This is a genomic window from Streptomyces sp. NPDC002868, from assembly GCF_055563295.1.
The window spans coordinates 186254-210053 of sequence record NZ_JBVHDR010000003.1 but is presented as its reverse complement, the minus strand read 5'-3'; the positions used below and the strand labels follow the sequence as shown (position 1 = coordinate 210053).

The window sequence follows — 23800 nt, the reverse complement described above, 5'->3', positions numbered from 1 at the left end:
TAGGCGTGGAATACCGGCAGGTTCGAGGCAAGCAAATGCCTTGGGGCGTAGGGAAGTTGAGCGCTAGCGGGAGGCCGCGAACGGGACGAAGGCCGCCCATGAGCCGTCTGTGAAGGCGAGTTGCGCGCCTGCCTTGTCCTTGGAGTCCCGGACGTGGACGGTGCCGGGGGCGGAGGCGACCTCGACGCAGTCGGGGCCTTCGTTGGTGCTGTAGCTGCTCTTGAACCACTCAAGCTCGCTGTCGGCGGAGCGGGTGTTCATCAAGTTTCTCCCAGCACTTTCTCGATGAGGGCCAGTGACTCCCGTGGCGTGAGAGCCTGCGCCCGGATGATTCCATACCGCGCTTCCAGGACGCGGACCGCGTTTCGTTCGACGGTCACACGGCTGAACTGCTGCACTTCCGTGTGTGCCACCCTGGACCCCTGCCGGGGCTCGATGAGCCGGAACGAGCCGCCCAGCCCAGCGTTCTCCTCGCGGTCCGTCGGCATCACCTGAATCGAGACGTTCCGCAACCGGCCGATTTCCAGAAGTCGTTCGAGTTGGCCTCGCTGCACCATCCTGCCACCGATCGGGCGGCCGAGAGTCACCTCTTCCTGGACGAAGCTCATGATCGGTGCGGGCCAACGGCTGAAGATTTCCTGGCGGGCTAGTCGTGCAGCCACGTGCCGCTCGATGGTCTCCTCGTCGAGGAGCGGCGTACGCATCTGGAAGAGCGCCCGAATGTAATCCTCGGTTTGCAGCAGACCGTGGATAACCTCGTGCGCGTACGCGCCCAACTCGACCGCGTCCGCCTCCAACTTGGCGAGATCCCGCACCTTCCTGGGATACCGGGCCCGTTCCACGTCCTCCTTGAACGCAGCCAGGATCCCGCCCGCCCCAAGCGCCTCGTCCGCCCTGTCCAGGAACTCCGGTTTCGCGATGCGCCGCCCCCGCTCGACCGCTGAGACCTGGTGCTCCGTGTAGCCGATCGCCTTGCCGACCTCGGCCTGCGTCAAGTGGGCCCGTTCACGCCACAGTCGGACCTGTTTGCCGACGGTCTTGAGGAGTTCCGCCGTCCCCTCGTCCCAGTCCGGCTGCTGCTCCGCCTCATCCGCCATGTCGTCCCACCTTCGCCGCGCCCCTGCCCAACGCCGCCCTGCGCCCTGCGTCACGCCCGACAACCCGGACAGCGTCCCTCCGAGCTTGGACAATCACGCTGCGTACCGACAACGCTCCTGTTCAGGTTACGCACGCACGGACACGCTGAGTGATGTGAATCACGAAACCGTCAGCACTGAACTCCCCGTCCCCACCCACCGCTTCACGGTCCGGCTGAGCGCGACTCGCCGTGGCGCCCGACTCGCCCGACGACTCGCCACTCAGCAACTCGACGCCTGGGGCTGGCCGTACGACTCCGACTCCTCCCGGACCGCTGCCCTCCTGGCGGCTGAACTCGCCGCGAATGCCATCACGCACGGCCGTGTCCCCGGCCGGGATTTCCGGCTGGGGCTCACCGTTATTCCTCCTGGCATGCTCCGTATGGAGGTCAGCGATGCCCGCCGCGACCGCGGGCTGCCCGCCCCGGCTGACCTCGGGGCCGCACCCCTCGACTCCGAGGGCGGTCGCGGCCTGCTTCTCGTCGACGCCCTCGCAGCCGACTGGGGCATCGACCGCAGTGATCCCGTCTTGAAGACCGTCTGGTGCTCGATCGACCTTGACGCGCGGCCGTTCTCACCCGTCGAGTGCCGCCGCCATGTGGTCGAGGTCGGCGAGGAGCTCGGCGAGACGTTGCTCCGGGACGGCGTCGGTCATGCGCTGGTCGATGGCGTAGACGGCGGAGCGTGCCGCCGCGAGGCGACGGTGGCCCTCCTCGGTGAGGTGGGCGGGCAGAGCGCGACCGCGGTCGGTGGTGGCCGGCCGGGTGATGAGGCCTGCGTCCTGCAGTCCACGAAGGACGACGTTCATGGACTGCCGCGTGACGAAGGTGCCGCGGGCTAGCTCGGCGTTGGACAGGCCGGGGCGCTGGTCGAGGAGTTCGAGGCAGGCGTACTGCGGCACCGTCAGGCCGTACTCACGCAGTGCTCTGTCCATCGCGCTGCGCAGCGCCGCGGCGGCGCGCTTAAGGCGGTATCCCAGGCGCTCGGTCACGTCGGCGGCCCGCGGAGCCTGGCTGGAAGCAGTCCCATCGTGCATGTCAGGAGTTTGACATGTAAGCGCGGCGCCGTCTATCTTCCGCTTATGTCAAAGTCCTGACATGCAACACGATCGAGGAGTACTTATGACTGTGACCGCCGGCGGCCCGGACTTCATCGCTCTGCAGGTGCGCGATGTCGAGGCGGCTGCCGCCTTCTACGAGGAGCATCTCGGGCTGCGCCGGGCGCCTGCCTCGCCGCCCGGCGCCGTGGTGTTCGCCACCGAGCCGGTTCCGTTCGCCGTCCGCGAGCCGCTGCCGGGAGTGGATCTCGACGCCGTCGAGCGGCCCGGCCTCGGGGTCGCCCTGTGGTTCCGGACCACTGACGCGCAGGCCCTGCACGACAGGCTCCACGCCGCCGGGATCCCCATCGTCAAGGCACCCGAGGATGGCCCGTTCGGCAGGATGTTCACGTTCGTCGGCCCTGAGGGGTACGCCATCACTACGCACGAAGGCTGACCATGACCGCCATCGTCATCACCCCGCGTGGGCCGTTCTCACTTGCGGCGAGCCTGCGGTTCCTGGAGGGCTTTACACCCGCCGGGTACCGCGACGCCTCGGACGGCAGGGTGCTGCGCCTGGCCTTTCCCGCTGACGACGGCCACTCGACGGTGAGCGCGGAGGTGAGGCAGGCGGAGGGCTCGGAGGGCACCGTACAGGCGGATGTCACCGTGCACACCGGGAATCCGGGCAACGACGAGATGGGCACAGCAACTGCGGAATCGGATGGGATGAGCGCGGTGCGGGCGCAACTGGCCCGCATCCTCTCGCTCGACGTGGACGGCAGCGGGTTCCCACGGCTCGCCGAGGCCGATCCCGTCGTGGCCCAGCTCATCGCGGCGTACCCGGGGTTGCGGCCGGTGTGTTTTTACTCGCCGTACGAGGCCGCGGCCTGGGCGGTCATCGGCCACCGCATCCGGATGGTCCAGGCCGCCGCGATCAAGGCCCGCATCGCCGAGCACCATGGACCGCGCGTCACCGTCGCCGGGGAGTCGCTGCACGCCTTCCCCACCCCGCTGGTCCTGCGCGGACTCAGCCGTGTTCCGGGCCTGCCCGAGACGAAGGTCGAACGGCTGCGTGTCCTCGCCGACGCGGCTCTCACCGGTGATCTCGACGCCGCCCGGCTGCGCGCGATGCCGGCGGAAGACGCCCTCGCTCATCTTCGGACCCTGCCCGGCATCGGTCCCTTCTCCGCGGAGCTCATCCTCATCCGCGGCGCCGGACACCCCGACGTCTTCCCCCGTCATGAACGCCGGCTTCACGCTTCGATGGCCGATGCCTACGGCCTCGGCGATCCCGACGCCTCCGATGCGCGCCGGCTCGCCGGGATCAGCGATCACTGGGCGCCCTACCGCAGTTGGGTCGCACTCCTGCTGCGCACCCGCCGCGAGGAGAAGGCCGAGCCGGCAGCCCGCGGTCGCTCGGTGCGGTAGCGCCCGCGGCGGTCAAGTCCGCCGGCGTCACAAGCCCTCCGCCCAACTGACCAGCGTGGCGAAGTCCGCCTCCCGCAGCCCCCGCCGCGGATGGATCCGCAACAGCAGCGCAGGCGCGTCATGATGCGCCGCGACGTGCGCCGTGTCCAGGTCCGTGATCATGTCGTCCACCCAGGCGAACGGGCGCCCGGCCGCCCACTCCAGCAGCGGCCGGGTCTTCCAGTACAGCCCGTCAGGGTCCTTCGCGAAGAGTTCCGGCCACTCGATCACCGGCAGGTCGGCGGGCAGGCCGACGCCCGGGGCGATCATGGTGTTGGCCTCGTGCATCCAGGTGGTGGCCCAGGCCAGTTCGAAGGGAAGACCTGTCAGCCGTGGGCCGTGGGCCGGGTTGAGATAGATGCGCAGGCCTCGGCGGTGGCGGCGGGAGCCCGGGGGTTGGTGGGAGAGCCAGTACGAGGGGTGCAGGCGGTGTGTCGCGTAGCCGCGCAGGCGGGGGAGGCGGGCCGCGTACGGGTTGAGAGGGCCGTCGACGTCGAGAAGGAGCAGCGGGCGATCCGTCATGGGGGAGAACTGCCCATTGCGGGGCCGGAATACGGCAGGCAGCCGTCGACAGCACCGGAATGGTCCTGCCCGCTCAGCCGTTGGGGTAGTGGACACCCGTGAGTTGTTGTGATTTCGCCCATAGGGCCCGGGCTGCGTCGAGGTCGCGGCCTGGGCCTGTGAACGCCGTGGGCTGCACCCGTGGGTGGAGCTTGGGGCCGGTCGGGCCGTAGAAGCTGTCCGGCGAGGCGTCGGGGGAGGTTGCGGCGTAGAGGATCGGAACGACAGCGTGTTCTGCGGGCCGTCCGATCAGCGCCGCCGCCGTCTTCGTCACCAGCCGCAGCGCGGGTGAGGGGTAGGTCGTGTGCAGCGGTGTCTTCGCCATGCCCGGGTGGGCGACGAAGCTTCTGACCGTGGAGCCGGACGCTTGCAGGTGACGTTGGAGTTCGCGGCCGAAGAGTACGTTGGCGAGCTTCGAGCGGTTGTAGGCCCGGCCCGGTGAGTAGGTGCCACTACCGTCGAGACGGTCCAGGTCCAAGTCGGCGCTCGTATACAGCGCGGACGCGACGACGACGATCCGCGGATCATGGCCTTTGCCGAGCAGATCCAGCAGCAGACCGGTCAGCGCGAAGTGGCCCAGGTGGTTCGTCGCGAACTGGCTCTCCACGCCCTCGGCGCTCAGCGTGAGCGACTGGCTGCTGATCCCGGCGTTCTCGATCAGCAGGTCGACCGCCGCGAACCGGTCGTGCAACGCAGCCGTGAACCGGTGCACCGAGGCCAGGTCGAGCAGGTCGAGTTCCATCACCACCGCTTCACCCGGACCTTGGGGCAGTTCGGCGCGCACGAGTTCGGCCTTGGCTGTGTTCCTCACCGCCATGACTACTTGCGCGCCGTGGGCGATAAGCGATCGTGTGATCGCCAGTCCGAGACCGCTTGCGGCGCCAGTGACGATGGCGGTACGTCCGGCCAGGTCGGGCATGTCATCCGTGGACCATGAGAGGGCAGGAAATCGGGGAGAACGAGTGCTCATGCGCCGACGCTAAACTTTGACATCAGTGTCAAGGTCAAGGAAGCGTCCGGGCGGTAAGCGACTGCGAGTGGAGAAGCATGACGATCGGCGAGTTGAGTCGAGCGACCGGCGTCAGCGCCCGCTCGCTGCGCTACTACGAGCAGCAGGGCATCCTCACGTCCGCACGCCGGGCCAATGGTTATCGCGACTACGGTCCTGAAGCGCCCGAAGCGGTCCTCCGCATCCGTGCGCTGCTGGCCATCGGCCTGCCGACCGACAGGATCCGCGACATCCTGCCCTGCGAAGGCGCGGCGGGACGGCAGCCCGAGGTCTGCCCCACACTGCTGGCGAAGATCCGCGAGATCCGCGACAGCGTTTCCGAGCAGGCCGCAGAGCTGTCTCGTACCAGCGACGCTCTTACCCGCTACCTCAGCGAGAACTTCGCCTGACCGGGCCTGTGTTGCTCGCCTCTGTCTAGGGTGGAGCCATGGCACTCCAAGATCCGACGAGCGAGCTGATGGCCGACCCCTACGCCGTGTACGCGCGGCTCCGCGAGGCCGGGCCCGTACACCGCATCGCCGGGACGGACGGGCTGCCGGCCTGGCTGGTCACCCGCTACGACGACGTACGCCAGGCACTTGCCGATCCCCGGCTCTCCCTGGACAAGCGCAACGCGGCACCCGGCGGCTACCGGGGGATGGCGCTGCCGCCGGCGCTGGACGCGAATCTGCTCAACATGGACCCGCCGGACCACACCCGCATCCGGCGTCTGGTGTCCCAGGCGTTCACCCCGCGTCGCGTCGCGCAGCTGCGCGAGCCGATCCGGAGAACAGCCGATCAGCTGCTGGACGCCATCGCCCCGCACGGCCGCGCCGATCTGATCGCCTCGTACGCCGCGCCGCTGCCGATCAACGTCATCTGTGACCTGCTCGGCGTGGCCCCTGAAGACCGGCGCGATTTCCGGGCGTGGACCGACGCTCTGGTTGCCCCGGACCCTGCGGAGCCGTCACGGGCGAAGGAAGCGGTCGGTGGCATGCTGGCGTTCTTCACCGAGCTCATCGCCCGCAAGCGCGCCGAGCCGGCCGACGACCTGCTTTCCGCCCTGATCGCGGTACGCGACGAGGAAGACAGGCTGAGCGAGGACGAGCTGATGTCCCTGGCCTTCCTCATCCTGTTCGCCGGATACGAGAACACCGTCCACCTCATCGGCAACGCCACCCTGGCCCTGCTCAGCCACCCCGACCAACTGGCTGTGCTGCGCGCCGACCCTGACCGACTGGGCGGCGCCGTCGAGGAGTTGGCCCGTTACGACGGCCCCGTACCGCTGGCCATCCGCCGCTTCCCCACCGAGGACATCACCGTCGGCGGCGTCACGATCCCGGCGGGCGAGACCGTCCTGCTCTCGCTCGCGGGCGCCCACCGTGACCCGCACCGTTTCACCGACCCCGACCGTCTCGACATCGGCCGCGACGCGACCGGCCACCTCGCGCTCGGCCACGGCATCCACTACTGCCTGGGCGCCCCTCTGGCCCGGATGGAGACCGAGATCGCTCTCGCCGCGCTGCTGGAGCGGTTTCCGCGGCTGGAGCTCGACGTCCCATACGGCGAACTGCGATGGCGGCCTTCGATGCGCGCCCGGGGGCTGCTCACTCTGCCCGTGCGCTCCTGAGCCAGGGGCGCCCTCAGAAGTCGGCGAGCGTCGGCTCGTCCAGCCGGGCCACCGAGTCCTGTGCGTACGCCACGACGTAGGCCTCGCGGATCCGCTCGATCTGCGGGTCGCGTGCGTGTGCCTCCGCGGCCGGGTAGAGCAGGATCAGCTCGTACGAACGCTCCCGCTCGATGGTGCCGTTGGAGTCCCGCCACTGTCCGCGGCCGTCCTGGACCGTCAGCCCGGACGGGAAGCTCGGCGTGACACTCCGGTCGATGAACGCCATGAACTGCCGGTCGGTCACATCGGGTCCGCCGTCCGGACGCTCTGTACCGAAGAAGAGCCGCGTCTCGATGTACGCCGCACCACGCGCCGACGCGGACAAGGCCCTGGGTGCCTTCGCCTGTTCACTGCCGAGCGCGGCGGTGGAGGCGGGCGCACCCACTGCCAGTACGGCGGCACCGGCGACGGCAAGGAGAGAGCGCTGCTTCAAGGTGGGCACGGGGAGCGGGTCCTTCCATCGGGGGCCATCGGGGGCCGCAGGGCGGCCACCACGTGCGTCGCGACTCCACCAAGCGGGCCACGAATACAGTGCGCCGGGACGCCGAATTCGTCCGGAAACCACCCGCACGAGCGCATCCCTCGATGTGTCCGCGGGCAGATCGGGACCGACAGACTGGGAGCCGAGGACGTCAGGAGGAGGACCAGATGGCTGCTGCGGACATGGACCGGCCCGCCGATCTCGTCGTGGACGGGTGCACCGCCCTCGTGCACGGTGAGCGCGGTGAGATCGACTTCGTCGAGAACGCGGCCGTCGTCGTACGCGGTGGAGTCATCGACGCCGTGACATCCACCGATGCCGTGGCCGGCGTACAGGCCGTCGAGCGCATCGACGGGCGTGGGCAGCTCGCCATGCCCGGGCTGATCAACTGCCATACCCACACACCGATGGTCGCCCTGCGCGGAATCGCCGAGGACATGCCCGTCGAAGAGTGGTTCAACGACTGGATCTGGCCCATCGAGTCAAACCTCACCGACCGGGTCGTCGAGCTCGGGGCCCAGCTGGCCTGTGCCGAGATGATCCGGGGCGGGGTCACCGCCTTCGCCGATCACTACTTCTCCATGGACAAGGTGGCCGCCGCCGTGGCGGACAGCGGGCTGCGGGCCAATCTCGGCTGGGCCTACTTCTCCAGCCAGGGCGCCGAAGGGCGGGAGCGTTCCCTCGACTTCGCGCTGCGGATGCGGGGTGCGGCCGCTGGGCGGATCACCACGTCGCTGGCTCCGCACGCCCCGTACACCGTCGACGACGGCGATCTGGAGGCCACTGCCGAGCTCGCTCGTGAGCACGGGCTGCTCGTGCACATCCACGCGGCCGAGAACGCGGCGCAGACGGAGAACAGCCTTGCGCGGTGCGGCCGTACGCCCGTCGAGGTGCTCGAGAGGGCCGGGCTGCTGGATGCGGATGTGCTCATCGCGCACGGCACCGGGATCACTGAGAAGGACCTGTCCGTGCTGCGGCGGGGCGCCGGGCGGATCGCGGTCGCCAGTGCGCCCAAGGGGTACCTCAAGTTCGCCTGGGACACCACTCCGATCCGGGCGCTCGCCTCCGCGGGGATTCCCGTCGGACTGGCCACCGACGGGGCCGCGTCGAACAGCACCCTCGATGTGTGGGAGAGCATGGCGCTCACCGCACTGGTGCAGAAGTCCGTGGAGGACGACCCGACCTGGCTGACCGCCCGCCAGGCGCTCGACCACGCAACCACCCAGAGCGCGCGGGCCATTGGGCTCGGTGAGCAGATCGGCGCGCTCGCTCCCGGGCGGCGGGCCGATCTGATTCTGGTGGATCTCACCGGGCCGCACACCCAGCCGCTGCACGACATCGCCGCGACCCTTGTGCACAGCGCGCGCTCCGGTGACGTACGGACCACCGTCGTCGACGGGCGGATCCTGATGCGGGACCGGCGGCTGCTGACCCTCGACGTACGGGCGATCGTCGCCGAACTCACCGCTCAGCTGCCCGCGTTGACCGAGCGCCGCAAGGGCCGCAGGATCCAGGACTACGACGGTTAGCGGTCCGGCGTGCGGCCACGAGGGCCTGTTCGACAAGCCGCATACCCGAAAGAGTGAAAGGTGAATGTGCCATAACCCTATTGGCCGCATGGCGTTATTCCGGTGCGGGCGAGTGCCCGTGAACGTCTTCTGAAGGCAGGGAACCCATGAGGCAGGTTCACCGAAAGGGTCTGGCCACCGTGATGCTCACGGGTGGCGCGCTCGCCATTTCGGGCTACGCGCACGCAGACTCGAACGCGGACGGCGGTGCGGCCCGTTCGCCGGGACTGCTGGCCGGCAACACGGTGCAGCTTCCCGTGAACGTCCCGGTCAATGTGTGCGGCAATACGGTCGATGTCGTGGGACTCCTCAACCCGGCCGCCGGAAATTCCTGCGCCAACTCCGGCCAAGGAGGCGGTGGTTCGCAGACCGGATCCTCCGGCGCCACCGCCGAAAGCGGCGGAAAGGATTCCCCTGGCGTCCTGTCCGGCAACAGCGTCCAGCTCCCCATCGATATCCCCGTCAACGTCACCGGGAACTCCGTGAACGTCGTCGGCATCGGGAACGCCGCAGTCGGCAACTCCTCGTCCAACACCCCCGGCAAGCCGCCGGTCCGGCCGCGGCCCGCCACCCCGCCGAGGGCCGCAACGCCGCACACCCCCGCGCCGCAGCCACCCGGCCCCGACGTGGCGCTCGCCCGCACCGGTGCCGGACCGGTCGCGTACGCCGTGCCGGCCGGTGCCGCGATGCTGCTCGGCGGCATGGTGCTCTACCGCCGCTTCCGGCCCGCCCAGGAGTCGGGGCGCCGCGCCTAGTCCGAGCGCTCGGCCCAGTCCGCGCGCTTGCCTACGCGCGCCAGGACGCCAGCACCCCCTCGATCACCGCCGCCACCCGCGTCCGCGCCTCGTGGCGGGCGACCCCGGCCATCAGCAGGGCGTCGTACTCCGTATCGAGATGCCGTACGGACGCCCGCACCGCGGCCGTCACCGCACCCACCTCCATGGAGCGGCCCGCCGCGGTGCGGCCCACCCGGCCGCTGCCGCGCACCGAGGCGTGCGCCGCGACGTCCCGGGCGCGAGCGGGCGGACAGCCGGGGAACAGCCGCAGGATCTCGGCGGTGAGGTCGGCCGTGAACCGTACGTCCTCGCCCGCCCTGCGCACCGCGTCCCTCCCCCAGCCTTCGGCCGGGGGGACCCCCATCTCGCTTCGCTCGCGGTGACGGGCCCGCGCATCCGCGTCCGCCAGGCACGCCGACTCGGCGCGGGCCAGCGCCGCCTCCTCGACGAGCAGCCCCTGGCGTTCGTACCGCTTGCGGCGGCGGTTGAAGCGGACCACCACCGCGCACAGCGAACTCGCCTCGCGGGCACGGCGGGTGAGCGCCGCACTGCCCCGCGGCAGATACACCAGGTGGGCCAGGTCCGCGCAGTCCAGACAGACCGGTGCGTTGAACTCCAGCAGATGCAGCGGAAGAGGCCCCTTACGGCACTCCGCGCAGTGCCGCTGCTTCAGTGGTTCGATCACCACCAGGTCCATGCCCGGAGGGTACCCACCAGGTACGCTCCGCTCCCATGACGCTGCTGCACTGTGCCGTGCTCGACGACTACCAGGGCGTCGCGCTCTCCATGGCGGACTGGTCGGCCCTTGCGCGCGAGGTCGAAGTCCGGTCGGTGCAAAGCCACTTCACGTCCGAGGACGAGGTGGCCGAAGCCGTCGGCGACTGCGAGATCCTCGTCGCGATGCGCGAACGGACCCCCTTCCCCGAATCGCTGTTCGCCCGCCTCCCGCGCCTCAAGCTGCTGATCACCTCCGGCATGCGCAATGCCTCCATCGACCTCGAAGCAGCGGCCCGGCACGGCGTCACCGTCTGCGGCACCGACAGCAGCTCCGAACCGCCCGTGGAGCTGACCTGGGCGCTCATCCTCGGTCTGGCCCGCCATGTGGTGCGGGAGGGCTCGGCCTTCCACCAGAACGGCCCCTGGCAGTCCACCGTCGGAGCCGATCTGCACGGCCGCCGGCTCGCCCTCGTCGGCCTCGGCAAGATTGGCGCGAAAGTCGCCCGCGTCGGCCAGGCCTTCGGCATGGAGGTGATCGCCTGGAGTCAGAACCTCGACGACGAGCGGGCCGCCGAGCATGGAGTCGTACGAGCGCACTCCCTCGGGGAGTTGCTCGAAGCCGGTGACTTCGTCTCCGTACACCTGCAGCTCAGCGACCGCACCCGCGGTCTGATCGGGACGAGCGAGCTCAAGCGGATGCGGCGCACCGCATATCTCGTCAACACCTCGCGGGCCGCGATCGTCGACCAGGCGGCGCTGGTGCGGGCCCTGCACGACAGCTGGATCGCCGGGGCGGGCTCCGACGTCTTCGAGACCGAGCCGCTGCCCGCCGACGACCCGCTGCGCACCGCGCCGAACTTCCTCGGCCTGCCGCACCTCGGCTATGTCACCCGGCGCAACTACGAGGGGTACTTCCGGCAGGCCGTCGAGGACATCGCCGGGTATCTCGCCGGCCGCCCGATGCGTACGCTCAGCGCACGCCCGGCGCAGCCGCCCCGATGAACTCCGACAGCGTCTCGCGGGCCTGCTCCGAGCGCTGCGACCGGTCTGTCTCGTCCGGCGCCTCGTGCATGCAGTTCGTCACCTCGAAGGCGGACGCGGCCAGCTCCAGGGCCTGGACGTCGTCACAGACCAACTGGACGCGGATCAGCGCCTGATGGGCCGCCGAGCGCAGCCGGTACGAGCCGATGCGCGCCTCCTCGGCGACCGCGCTGCCCGGCGACTCCTTCGCCCGGTGCCAGCGGTCGTTCTGGCCGCGCCGGTAGTCGACGAGCGCGCCCGCGAAGGCGCTGTACGCGGAGATCCGCTCCTGGCGCAACTGTTCGGCGCGGGCGAGGGCGGCGGTGCGCTCGGCCGCCTGGCGCTGGAAGAAATGGGTGGCGATCGAGCCCAGCAGAGTGCCTATGACCGCGATGACGGCTGTCTCCATGGTGCGTACTCCCCGAGGGATCTGAACAAGCGGTCTGAGCAACGGATCTGAGCAACGGATCTGAGCAACGGATCTGAACAGGGATCTGAATAATCGTTCGAGCGGGGGTCGCAGGTCTTGCTAGCTTGATCGACGTGGCGAAACTCAATCAGATCATCGCAGTCGAGAAAGGCGTCAAGTCCAAGGCGCACCAGGACCTGACGGCGGCCCACCACGGGCTGCAGAAGCCTGCGCTGCTGGCCGGTATCTCGCGTACGTACCAGCCCAAGGACGAGGAGGGCGAGCAGCTGCCGCCCGAGTCCACGCGGGTCCAGGTCAAGGCCGAGGACGTGCTGCGCGAGACGGCGAAGACGCTGACCCGGCTGTTCGACGTGACCGCCACCAAGGACTGGGCCAACTGCGCCGCGCGCGCCGATGTGACGGTGGACGGGCGCGTCCTGGTGAGCGAGGTGCCGGTGGCGTATCTCCTGTTCCTCGAGAAGCAGTTGACGGACATCAACACCTTTGTGCGCAAGCTCCCGGTGCTCGATGCCTCGGAGTCGTGGACGCAGGACCCGTCGACCGACGCGTGGAAAACCGAGTCGGTACGCACTCTCCGTACGAAGAAGGTCCCCCGCAACCATGTGAAGGCGGAGGCGACCGAGAAGCACCCGGCGCAGGTCGAGGTGTACTACGAGGACATTCCTGTCGGTTACTGGACGACCGTGAAGTTCTCCGGTGCGCTGCCGGCCCGGCGGGTGAACGAGCTGCTGGAGCGGGTGGAGAAGCTGCAGCAGGCTGTGAAGTTCGCCCGCGAGGAGGCGAACGGCGCGGAGGTCACCGACCAGCGGGTGGGCGACGCCGTATTTGGCTACCTGTTCGGGTAGCCTCAAAGATTCCCCGTCCGCCCTTGTGCGGACGGGGTGCGCGAGGAGCGCAAGCTGAAACTGAAGCTTGTCGTGACTGAGCGGTTCCAGTGGAGGTTCGAGTCCTCCCCGCGGCACTTTCCGTACGTACGGGCCGCGGTAGCCCAACTCGGCAGAGGCAGACCGCGATCAATCTCAGACTATTGCTCCAGACTCAGCATTCGCCGCCGATCGCCGGATCGACCGGGCCCGGGCCCTGGTGCGTCGAAATGCCGGTTCAAGTCCGGCCCGCGCAGCTCGATGTGCGGTGGTCCAAAGGCAGGACGCGGCGACATAACGACTGACTCGGGTTCTTAAGCGTGCCGGCGTGCGACATGGGTGGCATCACAGGGCTCGGGGGCCGGCTACGCCCCCGGGCCCGCTCCCGTTTCCGGCCCGGAACGGACTTCTCATCCGGTACGTTGAGGCGGTTTCGGCGACGCCGCTGAGTTGGAGGGGTTCCATGGGATTCAAGGACAGAACGCGTACGGCGATGGTCCTGGTCGGATGTCTTGCGGCGCTCGCGACGGTGCCGTCCGCGGCGAACGCCACACCCGGCAGCGGCGTTTCGGGCACAGTCCTCGCGCAGGGCGTTTCGGAGGGGACCCTCAAGCTGAAGGCCAGAGGGAAGACGGATGTGGTCGTACGGACGATCACGATCGCCCCGGGCGGCTCCACCGGCTGGCACACCCACCCCGGGCAGCTCCTCGCCGTCGTCAAGTCCGGGACACTGACCCGGACTCTGGACGACTGTTCCGTCGAGGTGACTCCTGCCGGTACGGCGTTCATCGAGCCTTCCGGCCCGAAGCACCGGCACATCGGGCGCAACCTCGGCAGCGAGCCGGTGGTGTTGTACGTGACGTATCTGCTGCCCAAGGGCAGCCCGCTGTCGATCGACGCCGACGCGCCGGCCTGCGCCGGAGCATGATGGACGGGTGCGACTCGAAGCGATCACCTGGGAGCGGCTGACCGAGGCCCTCGCCGACCGGGCCGTGGCGGGGAAGGCCGAGGACGGCAGCCCTTGGCTGCGGGTCGGCGTCGACGGCGCCCCAGCCGCGCGGACCGGTGAGCTTGCCGAGCGGGTGGCCGAGGCGCTGCGGCTGCGCGGACGGAGCGTGCTCGTGGCCGGGACGAGTGGGTTTCTGCGGCCCGCCTCGCTGCGGTACGAGTACGGGCGCGAGGACCCCGATACGTACTACAGCGGCTGGTTCGACACCGGCGCGCTGTGGCGGGAGGTCTTCGGGCCCCTGGAGGCCGGTGGCAGCGGGCGCGTGCTGCCCGATCTGTGGGATCCCGTGACCGACCGGGCGACGCGCAGTCCGCATGTCGAACTCCCGTCCGGCGGCGTGCTGTTGCTGCACGGGCCGTTTCTGCTCGGGCACTGGTTCCCGTTCGATCTGAGCGTGCATCTGCGGCTGTCGCCCGCGGCGCTGCGGCGGCGTACGCCGGGGAGCGAGCGCTGGACACTGCCCGCGTTCGGGCGGTACGAGGACGAGGTGGGGCCGGCGGAGGCCGCCGATGTGGTCGTACGCGCCGATGATCCGCGTCACCCCGCGTGGGGCGGCCTCCGCTGACCTTCAGCCCGGGTTCTGCGGTTGCTTCCGCTCAGGCTCCCGGGCTGTGCGGTCGGCCGCCGATCAGCGTCACCGCCTCCGCGCCCGCCCGGCAGCCCTCCGCCGCGGCCGTCGCCGCATCCGCCCCTGCCAGCCGGGCGGCGAGGAACGCGCCGGTGAAGGCGTCGCCCGCGCCCGTCGAGTCCACCGCCTCCGCCGGAACCGGCGGGACGCGCGCCGTGACCGTGCCGGACTCGGCGACCAGCGCGCCGTCCGAGCCCAGCGTGACGACGGTCAGCGGGACAAGGCGGCTCAGCTTCGCTGCCGCGTCGGCCGGGTCGGGCAGGCCGGTGAGGAGGCGGGCCTCGTCGGCGTTCGGGAACAGCACGTCCGCGCCCGCGAGCGCTGCCAGCGCGCCGTCCACGCCCAGCTCCGCGATGAAGCCCGCCGAGGCCGGGTCCACGCTCACCGTGACGGCGCGGGTCCGCGCCGACTCCAGGGCGAGCCGGGCCAGTTGACGGCCGGCGGGGGAGAAGAGGAGGTAGCCGGAGAGGTGCAGATGGCCGACGCCGTCCAGCAGCGACGGCGACCAGTCGGCAGGGGAGATACGCAGCACCGCACCGCTGTCGGTGAGGAACGTCCGCTCGGCGGTCGCGTCGACCAGCGCGATGACCGTGGCCGTCGGGGCCTCGGCGTCCGCGACGAGGAGCGGCCGTACGCCCGCGGCGCGCAGCCGCGCCTCGTGCCAGCCCGCCTCGTCGCGGCCGACCCGGCCGAGGAGACGTACGTCCGTGCAGCCCCAACGCGCCGCCCAGCATGCCGCATTGGCCCCCGCCCCGCCCGGCAGGATACGGATCCGGGCCGCCGTGTCCGTCCCCCGGGCGAACGAAGTGAGTCGGGGGTCCCCCCGGCCGAAGGCTGGGGGAGGAGCCCGGTGCCGGGCCACGACATCGGTGACCACATCGCCGATGACCAGCAACCCGCCGGTGGCGGCCGTCACAGCGCCGCCGCGATCCGCGCCGCCAGCCGCACGTTCCCGCGCACCGCCGCCACATTCGCCTCCAGCGAAGCCCCCTCCGTCCGCCGCATCAGATGGTCGAGCAGGAACGGCGTCACGGCCTGGCCGCTGATCCCCCGCTCCCGGCACTCGTCCAGCGCCTCGCCGAGCACCCGGTCGTGCAGCGCCGGATCCAGCTGCTCCGCCTCCGGGACCGGATTCGCGACGATCAGCGCCGAATCCGGCCCGCCCAGCTCCTCCTTCGCCCGGATCACCTCCGCCACCTCCTCCGGCGTACGGACCGTCCAGTCGACCGGCTGTCCGGAGGAGGTCAGATAGAAGCCGGGGAAGCGGTCGGTGCCGTACCCGAGAACCCCGACCCCAAGCGTCTCCAGCCGCTGGAGCGTCGCCGGAACGTCGAGGACCGACTTCACGCCCGCGCACACCACCGCGATCCGGGTCTGCGCGAGCACCCGCAGATCCGCCGACTCGTCCTGAGTCTCGGTCCACTCGCGGTGCACCCCGCCGAGTCCGCCGGTCGCGAAGACCCGGATCCCGGCCCGCGCCGCCAGGAACGCCGTCGCCGACACGGTCGTCGCCCCGCTCACCCCGGCCGCCAGCGCGGGCGCGAGGTCCCGCTGCCCGAGCTTGCGTACGTCGGCGTCCTCGGCGATCCGCTCCAACTGCCGCTTGTCCAGGCCGATGTGGACCTTTCCGTCCAGTATCGCGACGGTGGCGGGAACGGCGCCCCCGGACCGTACGATCGCCTCCAGCTCCTCGGCGACGGCCAGATTGCGCGGACGCGGCAGTCCGTGCGCGATGATCGTCGACTCCAGGGCCACGACGGGCCGGTGCGCGGCGAGCGCTTCTTGTACTTCCGCGGATACTTCCGTCACTTCCGTGGTCAGCAGCATGTCCCATCCCTGGCACGGGAGCGCCGCGCCCAAACCCGAACCACAGCGCTCAGCCGCACCGCGGCAGCCGGGGCAGCCGGTCCGTCCGCACCACCTGGATCACCGAGCGCGATCCGGCCGAACTTCGCATCGCCCCTGCTGTGCGCGATCGCGAGTGCGCCGCCCCTTGCCTGGGCGTAGCCGTACCGAGGAGTGATACGGGAGTACGCCGCCGAGCGGAGATCGAGGGCAGGCCGCGGCCAGACCTGTGACGGTGGCGAGGGCGAGGCAGCGCCCGGTGAGCTGTGCCGACATGGGGCTCTCCTGTCCGGGGTGGGGGAGTGCTGCGAGGCTGAGTTTGACGGGTGCACGCCATGCTGGACAGGGGGTGCGTCCCCCTCCCTGCGAGCAACATTGGCCCTACCAAAGACGGATGCGCCGACCAGCGGGGACGCTGATCGGCGAAAGATTTCCGGGCGGTGAATTTCGGCGCAGGCAGGAGCGGAACGGTCAGCTGCGCGCTCTGCGTATGGCGAGTGCGGCCATCGGCAGCAGCAGGCAGGCGCCGACCACGTTCAGCCAGCCGTAGCTCGCCTGCGCGACGATCAGTCCGGCGGCCGCGCCGCCGACGCCCGCCGCCGTGTTCGAGGTCAGGTCGGACAGGCCCTGCACGGCGGCCCGGGCGGGCTGCGGCACGGAGTCGGTGAGCAGCGTGGAGCCGGACACCAGGCCCGCCGACCAGCCGAGTCCGAGGACGAAGAGCCCGGCGGCGGTCTGCCCGTGGCTCGCCCCCGCCGTACCGGCGAGCAGAGCGGCCGAGCAGAGCAGCCCGACCGCGAGGCCGATCACCGCCAGCCGGCCGACCCGGTCCACCAGCCAGCCCATCACCGGCGAGAAGGCGTACATGCCCGCGATATGGCCGCTGATCACCAGGCCGATCAGCTGGATGCCCGCGCCGTGGTGGCTGAGCGCGACCGGCGTCATCATCATGATCGACACCATCGCGGTGTGCGAGACGGCGACGGTGACCAGCGCCAGCCGGGCCATCGGCGACTCACGTACGGCCCGCATCCCGGCGCGCAGCGAGCGCCCCTCGGGGGAGCGGTCGGCAGGAGACAGCGCGCGGGCGGTCAGCAGCGGATCGGGGCGCAGCAGGACGAGGACCATGACCCCGGAGACGAGGAACACCCCGGCCGCCCAGAAGAACGGCCCCGCGGCCGCCGGTATCCCGAGCCCGGACACGCTGCGGCCCGCGGGCGCCGCGATATTGGGGCCGAGAACCGCGCCGATCGTGGTCGCCCAGACGACATTGGAGATGGCCCGGCCGCGCTGCTCGGGCTCGGCAAGGTCGGCTGCCGCGAAGCGCGCCTGCAGATTCGCCGACGAGCCGGCGCCGAAGAGGGCCATGCCCAGGAGCAGCAGCGGAAAGTTCTCGACGACCGCGGCCAGCACGACCACGCCCGCGCCCAACGCGCCTATCAGATAGGCGAGTACGAGTCCGGGCCGCCGCCCGCGGGCCGTCATCAGCGCGGCCAGCGGCATGGACAGCAGCGCGGTCCCGGCCACGGTGGCGGTCGGCGCAAGACCGGACAGCGACTCGGTCCCGCTCACCTGCTGCGCCAGCACGGTGGCGAGCGCGATCCCGGTCGCGACGCCGAGCCCGCCGAGGATCTGGCTGGCGATGAGCACCGCGGTGATCCGCCGCCGCAGCGCGGGCAGCTCGTCGGCCGACACCGGCGCGGGAGCCGCGGCCTTGTCGGTAGACGTCACCGCGCGTACGCGGTTCCACAGCCGGGAGCCAAGGCGTTCGCGAGACCGGCCATTGAGGCGGGCGCGAGACCGGTCGCGAAGGCGGCCGCACGACCGGCCACTGAGGCGGTCGCGAAGGCGGCCGGGCTGCCGGCGGCCGCGGTCGCGGCAGGAGCGACTGCTCCCGCAACGACCGCGGCAGGCGCATCGGATATGTCAGGCGCGTCAGGGCTGGTGGTCACTGGCGCAGTGTGCCAGCCCGTACGCGCGTACGAAACCGCATGCCTCTGCATCCGGACCGGATGCCTCGGCACCGGCCCCCATCAGAACAGCGGCTCCGGCAGTACCCCCTCCAGCGCCAGCAGCTTCCGCTTGGTCTCCAGGCCGCCCCCGAACCCGCCCAGACCGCCGTCCGTCTCCACCACGCGGTGGCACGGCACCACCACCGGCAGCGGATTGGAGCCCATCGCCGCGCCCACGGCCTGCGCAGCGCCCGGCTGGCCCACCCGGGCCGCCAGGTCGCCGTACCCGACGACCGTGCCGTACGGCACGCCGTCCGCCAGCTCCCGCAGCACCTGCCGGTTGAACCCGCCGGACAGCGACCAGTCCAGCCGCAGGTCGAACTCCCGCAGCCCGCCCGCGAAATACGCCTCCAGCTGGCGTATCGGCTCGGCCAGCAGGCCCGCCGCGTCCTGAACCGGCTCAGCGCCGAGCCGCCCCGCCAGCTGCCCGAGTGCCCTGTCCCGTATCGCCGCGTCGGCATGGAAGACCACGCTCACCAGGCCCTCCTCGGTCGCGGCGAGCAGCAGCGGCCCGATGTCCGTGCCCACGACGGTCCACTCGAAGCTCTTCATGCGAACCACCGTACGACCGGGCACTGACAGTGCCGGTTCAGTCCACCGCGTCCCGTACGACATCCGGGTTGTTGGTGATGATGCCGTCCACCCCGAAGCCGTCCACCCGCGCCGCCCCCGCCGCGTCGTTCACGGTCCAGGTGCTGATCCACAGCCGCTTGCCGTGCGCGCCCTTGAGCCGGTGCACCGCGGCCACGTACTCGGCCGAGATGGACGTGTGCGTCGGGTTGATCTGGTCGGTGAACGCCGCGTACGACGGCAGATCGGCGAGCGCGGGCGTACCGAGAAAGCCGGTCGTGATGTCGGGCCGCTGCCGGTGCACGGCCTTCACGCTGTCCGCGCCGAAGCTCTGGATGACCAGCCTGTGCTTGACGTGGTGGCGGTCGAGCCAGCCCTCCTCGCGCAGCACCCGCAGGGTGTCCTTCTCGATGCCCGGGTAGGCCTCGGGCTTCTTGATCTCCAGGAGCAACTTCTGGCCGTTGTCGTCGACCCGGTTCAGATACTGCTTGAGCGTCGGCACTCGTGCACCCGCCCACTTCGGGCCGAACCAGCTGCCCGCGTCCAGCGTGGCGATCTCAGCGGCCGTGAAGTCCTTGATCTTCCACGGCGCGCGCCCGGGGAAGCGCTGCTCCACGTCGGTGGTACGCCCCAGGGAGTCGTCGTGGACGACGACCAGCTCGCCGTCCTTGGTGCGCTGGACGTCGTTCTCGACCCAGGCGAAGCCCATGTCGGCGGCGAGATCGATGGCCGCGAAGGTGTTCTCCGGCGCGTACGCGGAGGCGCCGCGGTGGGCGATCACAAGGGGTTCACCGTGCCGGCCTGCGGTCTGGGCCGCGGCCTCGGCGGCCTCGGTCGCGGGGCCCGGAAGCAGCAGCGCGCTGACTCCCAGGACGGCGGCGGCCGTTGCTGCGGCGCGTCGTACGTACACCTGGACTCCTCACGGCGTCGGGTCACGGACGGGCCGAGGGTGGCAGTTGACGGCCAACGTGGAACAGGCGAAGTATGGCCAGAACGTGAACGGATCCGCCCAGAACGCATCACGTGACAGTTTCTGTGTCGATAAATCTCCGTTCAATTGTTTGCTTACAGTGGCGAGAGCCCTACTCTCGCCCCCGGACCAGACGTTCCGTCAGGGATCGCGGGGATCACAAGGAGCGAAGGGCTTACCGGCATGCAGGGGACTGTCGACGGATTCAGTTACGGCCTCGTCACACCCGTGGCGGCTTACATGATGGCGTGCCTCGGCGGGGCCCTCGGCCTGCGCTGCACCACCAGATCCATCCGCAACGGGCGCTCCTTCAAGCCGGGCTGGCTCGCCCTGGGCGCGACCGCGATCGGCTCGGGCATCTGGACGATGCACTTCATCGCGATGATGGGCTTCACCGTCGCGGAGGCCCCCATCGGCTACGACAGACCGACGACCTTCGCCAGCCTGGCGGTCGCCATCGTCATGGTCGGCATCGGGATCTTCATCGTCGGATACCGCGGCGCGACCCCCATGGCACTGGTCACCGGCGGCACGATCACCGGCCTGGGGGTGGCCTCCATGCACTACCTCGGCATGGCCGGAATGCGACTGCAGGGACGCCTGGAGTACGACACCCTGACCGTCGTTCTCTCCGTGGTCATCGCCGTCGTGGCCGCCACCTCGGCACTCTGGGCGGCCGTATCGGTCCACGGCTTCCTGGCGAGCCTCGGCGCCAGCCTGGTGATGGGCATCGCCGTGAGCGGCATGCACTACACCGGGATGGCGGCGGTCAGCGTCCATCTGCACGGGGCGGCGGGCTCGGCCGGCACCGGCGACTCGGCCGCCACCCTGCTCGCGCCCATGCTGATCGGCCCGGTGATTTTCCTGCTCATCGCCGGAGTGGTGGTGATGTTCGACCCGCTGCTCGTCATGGGAGCGCCGGACTGGCAGCGGGCCGCCCAGGGGGTGCCCGCCCGCCCCGGAGTGCCCGCGCAGCGCGCCGGGCAGCGGCAGGGAGAGCCCGCGGCCTGGGCCGCCGACCGGTCACCTCGCCGGGGCTCGCCGCGGTCCGGCGACTGGTGAGTGCCTGAGGCCACAGCGGATCGCCCCCGGTTGTCAGTGGTGGGTCGTACGGTGGATCCATGCGGCCCGTTTCCAAGATCGAACGTACGGTGGCGCCTTTCGAGGTCGTCAGTCCCTACCAGCCCAGCGGCGACCAGCCGACGGCCATCGCCGACCTGGAGCGGCGCATCCGCGCAGATGAGAAGGATGTCGTCCTGCTGGGTGCGACCGGCACCGGCAAGTCGGCGACCACCGCCTGGATGATCGAGAAGCTTCAGCGCCCCACCCTGGTGATGGCACCGAACAAAACCCTGGCCGCCCAGCTGGCGAACGAGTTCCGCGAGCTCCTGCCGAACAACGCCGTCGAGTACTTCGTCTCGTATTACGACTACTACCAGCCCGAGGCGTATGTCCCGCAGTCGGACACCTACATCGAGAAGGACTCCTCGATCAACGAAGAGGTCGAGCGGCTGCGCCACTCCGCGACGAACTCCCTGCTCACCCGTCGCGATGTGATCGTGGTCGCCTCCGTCTCGTGCATCTACGGCCTCGGCACCCCGCAGGAGTACGTCGACCGGATGGTGCCCCTCAAGGTCGGCGATGAGATCGACCGCGACCAGCTGCTGCGCCGCTTCGTCGACATCCAGTACACGCGCAATGACGTGGCCTTCGCGCGCGGCACCTTCCGGGTCCGCGGCGACACCATCGAGATCTTCCCGGTCTACGAGGAGCTCGCCGTCCGCATCGAGATGTTCGGCGACGAGATCGAGGCGCTCTCCACCCTCCACCCGCTCACCGGCGAGATCATCAGCGAGGACGATTCGCTGTACGTCTTCCCGGCCAGCCACTATGTGGCGGGCCCGGAGCGCATGGAGAAGGCGATCAACGGCATCGAGCTGGAGCTGGAGCAGCGCCTCGCCGAGCTCGACAAGCAGGGCAAGCTGCTGGAGTCCCAGCGGCTGCGCATGCGCACGTCGTACGACATCGAGATGATGCGCCAGATCGGCTCCTGCTCCGGCATCGAGAACTACTCGATGCACTTCGACGACCGGAGCCCCGGCTCCGCGCCCAACACCCTCCTCGACTACTTCCCCGAGGACTTCCTCCTCGTCATCGACGAGTCGCACGTCACCGTGCCGCAGATCGGCGCGATGTACGAGGGCGACGCCTCGCGCAAGCGGACCCTGGTCGACCACGGCTTCCGGCTGCCGTCAGCCCTCGACAACCGGCCGCTGAAGTGGGAGGAGTTCCAGCAGCGGATCGGCCAGACCGTCTATCTTTCGGCGACCCCGGGGAAGTACGAACTCTCCCGCGGCGAAGGCTTCGTGGAGCAGATCATCCGCCCCACCGGACTGATCGACCCGGAGGTCGTCGTCAAGCCCACCGAGGGCCAGATCGACGACCTGGTGCACGAGATCCGCCTGCGCACCGAGAAGGACGAGCGTGTCCTGGTCACCACCCTCACCAAGAAGATGGCCGAGGACCTCACCGACTACTTCCTCGAACTGGGCATCCAGGTCCGGTACCTGCACAGTGACGTCGACACCCTGCGCCGGGTCGAGCTGCTGCGCGAACTGCGCGCCGGTGAGTACGACGTGCTGGTCGGCATCAACCTGCTGCGTGAGGGCCTCGACCTCCCCGAGGTGTCACTGGTGGCCATCCTCGACGCCGACAAGCAGGGCTTCCTGCGCTCCGGCACCTCACTGATCCAGACCATCGGCCGCGCGGCGCGCAATGTCTCCGGCCAGGTCCATATGTACGCGGACACCATCACCCCGGCGATGGCCCAGGCCATCGAGGAGACCAACCGCCGCCGGGAGAAGCAGGTCGCGTACAACACCGAGCGCGGCCTCGACCCGCAGCCGCTCCGCAAGAAGATCAACGACATCGTCGCGACCATCGCGCGCGAGGAGGTCGACACCGAGGAGCTGCTCGGCACCGGCTACCGCCAGGCGAAGGCGGACAAGCCGGGCAAGGGTGCCAAGGCGCCGGTCCCGGTGCTCGGCGGCCGGGGCGGAAAGACGGGCGAGGTGCTCACCGACCGGCCTGCTGCCGAACTGGCCGGGATCATCGAGGAGATGACCGACCGGATGCGGGCCGCTGCCGCCGACCTGCAGTTCGAGATCGCCGCACGGCTGCGCGACGAGGTGAGCGAGTTGAAGAAGGAGCTGCGCCAGATGAAGGAGGCGGGCCTCGCCTGAGCCCCGCGCACCTGGTGTGTTTCAAGACCGACACAAAAACGAGCCAATTCTGCTGCGCCATTGGCGCTACTGCGTAGGGTTTCAGTCCAACCGCCCAGACAGGCGGCCGAGGGGAACGTTCTGAGAGGGGACAGCGCGTGAGCGTCAACTTGTCCAAGGGACAGGGCATCAGCCTGCAGAAGTCCGACGGGGGCGAACTGAGTGCGGTGCGGATGGGCCTGGGCTGGCAGGCGGCCCCTCGCCGTGGACTGTTCGGGTCGCGCACGAGGGAGGTCGACCTCGACGCGTCGGCCGTGCTGTTCGCCGACAAGCAGCCGGTGGACGTGGTCTTCTTCCGCCATCTCGTCAGCGACGACGGCTCGGTCCGCCACACCGGAGACAACCTGGTCGGCGGAGCGGGGTCGGGCGGCGACGACGAGGCCATCCTCGTCGACCTCCAGCGGGTGCCGGTCCACATCGACCAGATCGTCTTCACGGTGAACTCCTTCACCGGGCAGACCTTCGCAGAGGTGCAGAACGCGTTCTGTCGCATCGTCGACGAGACCAACGGCCAGGAGCTCGCCCGCTACACGCTCACCGGCGGCGGTCAGTACACCGCTCAGATCATGGCGAAGGTGCACCGCGTGGGCGGCGGCTGGCAGATGACCGCCGTCGGCACCCCGGCCAACGGCCGTACCTTCCAGGACCTGATGCCGGCGATCCTGCCGCACCTGTAGGCGCGGAGCGTACGGAAGACACGCAGCTCCCGGAGGCACCAGGCCGCCGGGAGCTGCACCGCTTACCACCACCGCACAGCACTGAGGGGACAG

27 protein-coding genes and 1 pseudogene are annotated in these 23800 nt (G+C 70.1%); 14 read left to right on the top strand and 14 right to left on the bottom strand.

Annotated elements, in window-relative coordinates; all coding sequences use genetic code 11:
• Positions 1 to 63: 63 nt before the first annotated feature.
• Together ACZ3H8_RS11775 and ACZ3H8_RS11770 are read right to left on the bottom strand one after the other, a co-directional pair.
• A complete protein-coding gene (locus ACZ3H8_RS11775) occupies positions 64 to 261 on the bottom strand; it encodes a DUF397 domain-containing protein (RefSeq protein WP_467400400.1) in 198 nt (65 codons plus the stop codon).
• On the bottom strand, positions 261 to 1097 hold the full coding sequence (locus ACZ3H8_RS11770; RefSeq protein WP_467400397.1) for a helix-turn-helix domain-containing protein: 837 nt from the start codon (positions 1095 to 1097) through the stop codon (positions 261 to 263). Before ACZ3H8_RS11770 ends, ACZ3H8_RS11775 begins: the two co-directional genes overlap by 1 nt.
• Here ACZ3H8_RS11770 and ACZ3H8_RS11765 point away from each other — a divergent pair.
• Positions 1096 to 1668, top strand: a pseudogene (locus ACZ3H8_RS11765) (ATP-binding protein); the annotation flags it as partial. The gene ACZ3H8_RS11770 and the pseudogene ACZ3H8_RS11765 overlap by 2 nt on opposite strands.
• A 42-nt stretch (positions 1669 to 1710) precedes the next feature.
• Here the strand turns inward: ACZ3H8_RS11765 and ACZ3H8_RS11760 are convergent.
• The gene (locus ACZ3H8_RS11760) at positions 1711 to 2172 is read right to left on the bottom strand and encodes a MarR family winged helix-turn-helix transcriptional regulator (protein ID WP_467400395.1); all 462 of its coding nucleotides are present in this window, start codon (positions 2170 to 2172) and stop codon (positions 1711 to 1713) included.
• Between the two features lie 85 nt (positions 2173 to 2257).
• On the opposite strand from ACZ3H8_RS11760, the gene ACZ3H8_RS11755 reads away from it, so the two are divergent.
• Positions 2258 to 2629 carry a VOC family protein gene (locus tag ACZ3H8_RS11755; protein WP_467400393.1) on the top strand — a complete coding sequence of 124 codons (372 nt, stop codon included), beginning with the start codon at positions 2258 to 2260 and terminating at the stop codon, positions 2627 to 2629.
• 2 nt (positions 2630 to 2631) lie between these two features.
• Complete coding sequence (locus ACZ3H8_RS11750; RefSeq protein ID WP_467400390.1) at positions 2632 to 3603, top strand: DNA-3-methyladenine glycosylase family protein; 972 nt, start codon at positions 2632 to 2634, stop codon at positions 3601 to 3603.
• Positions 3604 to 3630: 27 nt separating this feature from the next.
• Here the strand turns inward: ACZ3H8_RS11750 and ACZ3H8_RS11745 are convergent, their stop codons facing one another.
• Together ACZ3H8_RS11745 and ACZ3H8_RS11740 are read right to left on the bottom strand one after the other, a co-directional pair.
• Positions 3631 to 4164, bottom strand: a complete 534-nt coding sequence (locus ACZ3H8_RS11745; RefSeq protein WP_467400389.1) for a hypothetical protein — start codon at positions 4162 to 4164, stop codon at positions 3631 to 3633.
• A gap of 73 nt (positions 4165 to 4237) precedes the next feature.
• Positions 4238 to 5122, bottom strand: a complete 885-nt coding sequence (locus tag ACZ3H8_RS11740) for an SDR family NAD(P)-dependent oxidoreductase (RefSeq protein WP_467401272.1) — start codon at positions 5120 to 5122, stop codon at positions 4238 to 4240.
• Positions 5123 to 5250: 128 nt separating this feature from the next.
• Between ACZ3H8_RS11740 and ACZ3H8_RS11735 the strand changes: the two genes are divergently transcribed.
• A complete protein-coding gene (locus ACZ3H8_RS11735; RefSeq protein WP_467400387.1) occupies positions 5251 to 5601 on the top strand; it encodes a MerR family transcriptional regulator in 351 nt (116 codons plus the stop codon).
• 38 nt (positions 5602 to 5639) lie between these two features.
• Complete coding sequence (locus ACZ3H8_RS11730) at positions 5640 to 6821, top strand: cytochrome P450 family protein (RefSeq protein ID WP_467400384.1); 1182 nt, start codon at positions 5640 to 5642, stop codon at positions 6819 to 6821.
• A 13-nt stretch (positions 6822 to 6834) separates the two neighbouring features.
• Here ACZ3H8_RS11730 and ACZ3H8_RS11725 read toward each other — a convergent pair whose 3' ends face one another.
• Entirely contained in the window at positions 6835 to 7302 is a 468-nt protein-coding gene (locus ACZ3H8_RS11725) for a DUF3574 domain-containing protein (protein ID WP_467400382.1), read from the bottom strand.
• A 206-nt stretch (positions 7303 to 7508) separates the two neighbouring features.
• Here ACZ3H8_RS11725 and ACZ3H8_RS11720 point away from each other — a divergent pair, with 206 nt between their 5' ends.
• The gene (locus tag ACZ3H8_RS11720; RefSeq protein WP_467400380.1) at positions 7509 to 8870 is read left to right on the top strand and encodes an amidohydrolase; all 1362 of its coding nucleotides are present in this window, start codon (positions 7509 to 7511) and stop codon (positions 8868 to 8870) included.
• Positions 8871 to 9016: 146 nt separating this feature from the next.
• Positions 9017 to 9664 (top strand): chaplin, encoded by a 648-nt coding sequence (locus tag ACZ3H8_RS11715; protein ID WP_467400377.1) that lies wholly within the window; start codon positions 9017 to 9019, stop codon positions 9662 to 9664.
• Positions 9665 to 9695: 31 nt separating this feature from the next.
• Here the strand turns inward: ACZ3H8_RS11715 and ACZ3H8_RS11710 are convergent, their stop codons facing one another.
• Entirely contained in the window at positions 9696 to 10382 is a 687-nt protein-coding gene (locus ACZ3H8_RS11710) for a DUF2293 domain-containing protein (protein WP_467400376.1), read from the bottom strand.
• A gap of 35 nt (positions 10383 to 10417) precedes the next feature.
• On the opposite strand from ACZ3H8_RS11710, the gene ACZ3H8_RS11705 reads away from it, so the two are divergent.
• Complete coding sequence (locus tag ACZ3H8_RS11705) at positions 10418 to 11404, top strand: D-2-hydroxyacid dehydrogenase family protein (RefSeq protein ID WP_467400375.1); 987 nt, start codon at positions 10418 to 10420, stop codon at positions 11402 to 11404.
• On the opposite strand, the gene ACZ3H8_RS11700 is transcribed toward ACZ3H8_RS11705, so the two are convergent.
• Positions 11373 to 11831, bottom strand: a complete 459-nt coding sequence (locus tag ACZ3H8_RS11700) for a hypothetical protein (protein WP_467400372.1) — start codon at positions 11829 to 11831, stop codon at positions 11373 to 11375. The genes ACZ3H8_RS11705 and ACZ3H8_RS11700 overlap by 32 nt on opposite strands.
• 134 nt (positions 11832 to 11965) lie before the next feature.
• Between ACZ3H8_RS11700 and ACZ3H8_RS11695 the strand changes: the two genes are divergently transcribed.
• The 3 genes from ACZ3H8_RS11695 (at position 11966) to ACZ3H8_RS11685 (ending at position 14289) form a co-directional block, all read left to right on the top strand.
• A complete protein-coding gene (locus ACZ3H8_RS11695; RefSeq protein ID WP_307664162.1) occupies positions 11966 to 12697 on the top strand; it encodes a DUF7873 family protein in 732 nt (243 codons plus the stop codon).
• Between the two features lie 481 nt (positions 12698 to 13178).
• Positions 13179 to 13643: a cupin domain-containing protein gene (locus ACZ3H8_RS11690; protein WP_398988043.1), complete on the top strand. Its 465-nt coding sequence runs from the start codon at positions 13179 to 13181 to the stop codon at positions 13641 to 13643.
• A 7-nt stretch (positions 13644 to 13650) separates the two neighbouring features.
• Positions 13651 to 14289, top strand: coding sequence for a nucleoside/nucleotide kinase family protein (locus tag ACZ3H8_RS11685; protein ID WP_467400369.1), 639 nt, complete (start codon positions 13651 to 13653; stop codon positions 14287 to 14289).
• 31 nt (positions 14290 to 14320) lie between these two features.
• Here the strand turns inward: ACZ3H8_RS11685 and ACZ3H8_RS11680 are convergent, their stop codons facing one another.
• The 6 genes from ACZ3H8_RS11680 to ACZ3H8_RS11655 all read right to left on the bottom strand — a co-directional run bounded on the left by ACZ3H8_RS11680 (position 14321) and on the right by ACZ3H8_RS11655 (position 19689).
• Entirely contained in the window at positions 14321 to 15268 is a 948-nt protein-coding gene (locus ACZ3H8_RS11680; RefSeq protein WP_467400367.1) for a carbohydrate kinase family protein, read from the bottom strand.
• Positions 15265 to 16179 (bottom strand): pseudouridine-5'-phosphate glycosidase, encoded by a 915-nt coding sequence (locus ACZ3H8_RS11675; RefSeq protein ID WP_467400365.1) that lies wholly within the window; start codon positions 16177 to 16179, stop codon positions 15265 to 15267. Before ACZ3H8_RS11675 ends, ACZ3H8_RS11680 begins: the two co-directional genes overlap by 4 nt.
• Before the next feature lie 489 nt (positions 16180 to 16668).
• Complete coding sequence (locus ACZ3H8_RS11670; RefSeq protein ID WP_467400363.1) at positions 16669 to 17928, bottom strand: MFS transporter; 1260 nt, start codon at positions 17926 to 17928, stop codon at positions 16669 to 16671.
• Complete coding sequence (locus tag ACZ3H8_RS11665) at positions 17925 to 18149, bottom strand: hypothetical protein (protein ID WP_467400360.1); 225 nt, start codon at positions 18147 to 18149, stop codon at positions 17925 to 17927. Before ACZ3H8_RS11665 ends, ACZ3H8_RS11670 begins: the two co-directional genes overlap by 4 nt.
• An 81-nt stretch (positions 18150 to 18230) precedes the next feature.
• Positions 18231 to 18761 (bottom strand): methylated-DNA--[protein]-cysteine S-methyltransferase, encoded by a 531-nt coding sequence (locus tag ACZ3H8_RS11660; RefSeq protein ID WP_467400358.1) that lies wholly within the window; start codon positions 18759 to 18761, stop codon positions 18231 to 18233.
• Between the two features lie 37 nt (positions 18762 to 18798).
• Positions 18799 to 19689 (bottom strand): glycerophosphodiester phosphodiesterase, encoded by an 891-nt coding sequence (locus ACZ3H8_RS11655; RefSeq protein WP_467400355.1) that lies wholly within the window; start codon positions 19687 to 19689, stop codon positions 18799 to 18801.
• Positions 19690 to 19932: 243 nt separating this feature from the next.
• Between ACZ3H8_RS11655 and ACZ3H8_RS11650 the strand changes: the two genes are divergently transcribed.
• From ACZ3H8_RS11650 to ACZ3H8_RS11640, 3 genes are all read left to right on the top strand, one after another.
• Positions 19933 to 20811, top strand: coding sequence for an MHYT domain-containing protein (locus ACZ3H8_RS11650; protein WP_467400353.1), 879 nt, complete (start codon positions 19933 to 19935; stop codon positions 20809 to 20811).
• 59 nt (positions 20812 to 20870) lie between these two features.
• The gene (gene uvrB / locus ACZ3H8_RS11645; RefSeq protein ID WP_467400351.1) at positions 20871 to 22991 is read left to right on the top strand and encodes an excinuclease ABC subunit UvrB; all 2121 of its coding nucleotides are present in this window, start codon (positions 20871 to 20873) and stop codon (positions 22989 to 22991) included.
• A 137-nt stretch (positions 22992 to 23128) separates the two neighbouring features.
• Positions 23129 to 23707, top strand: coding sequence for a TerD family protein (locus tag ACZ3H8_RS11640; protein WP_215093514.1), 579 nt, complete (start codon positions 23129 to 23131; stop codon positions 23705 to 23707).
• Positions 23708 to 23800: the final 93 nt, after the last annotated feature.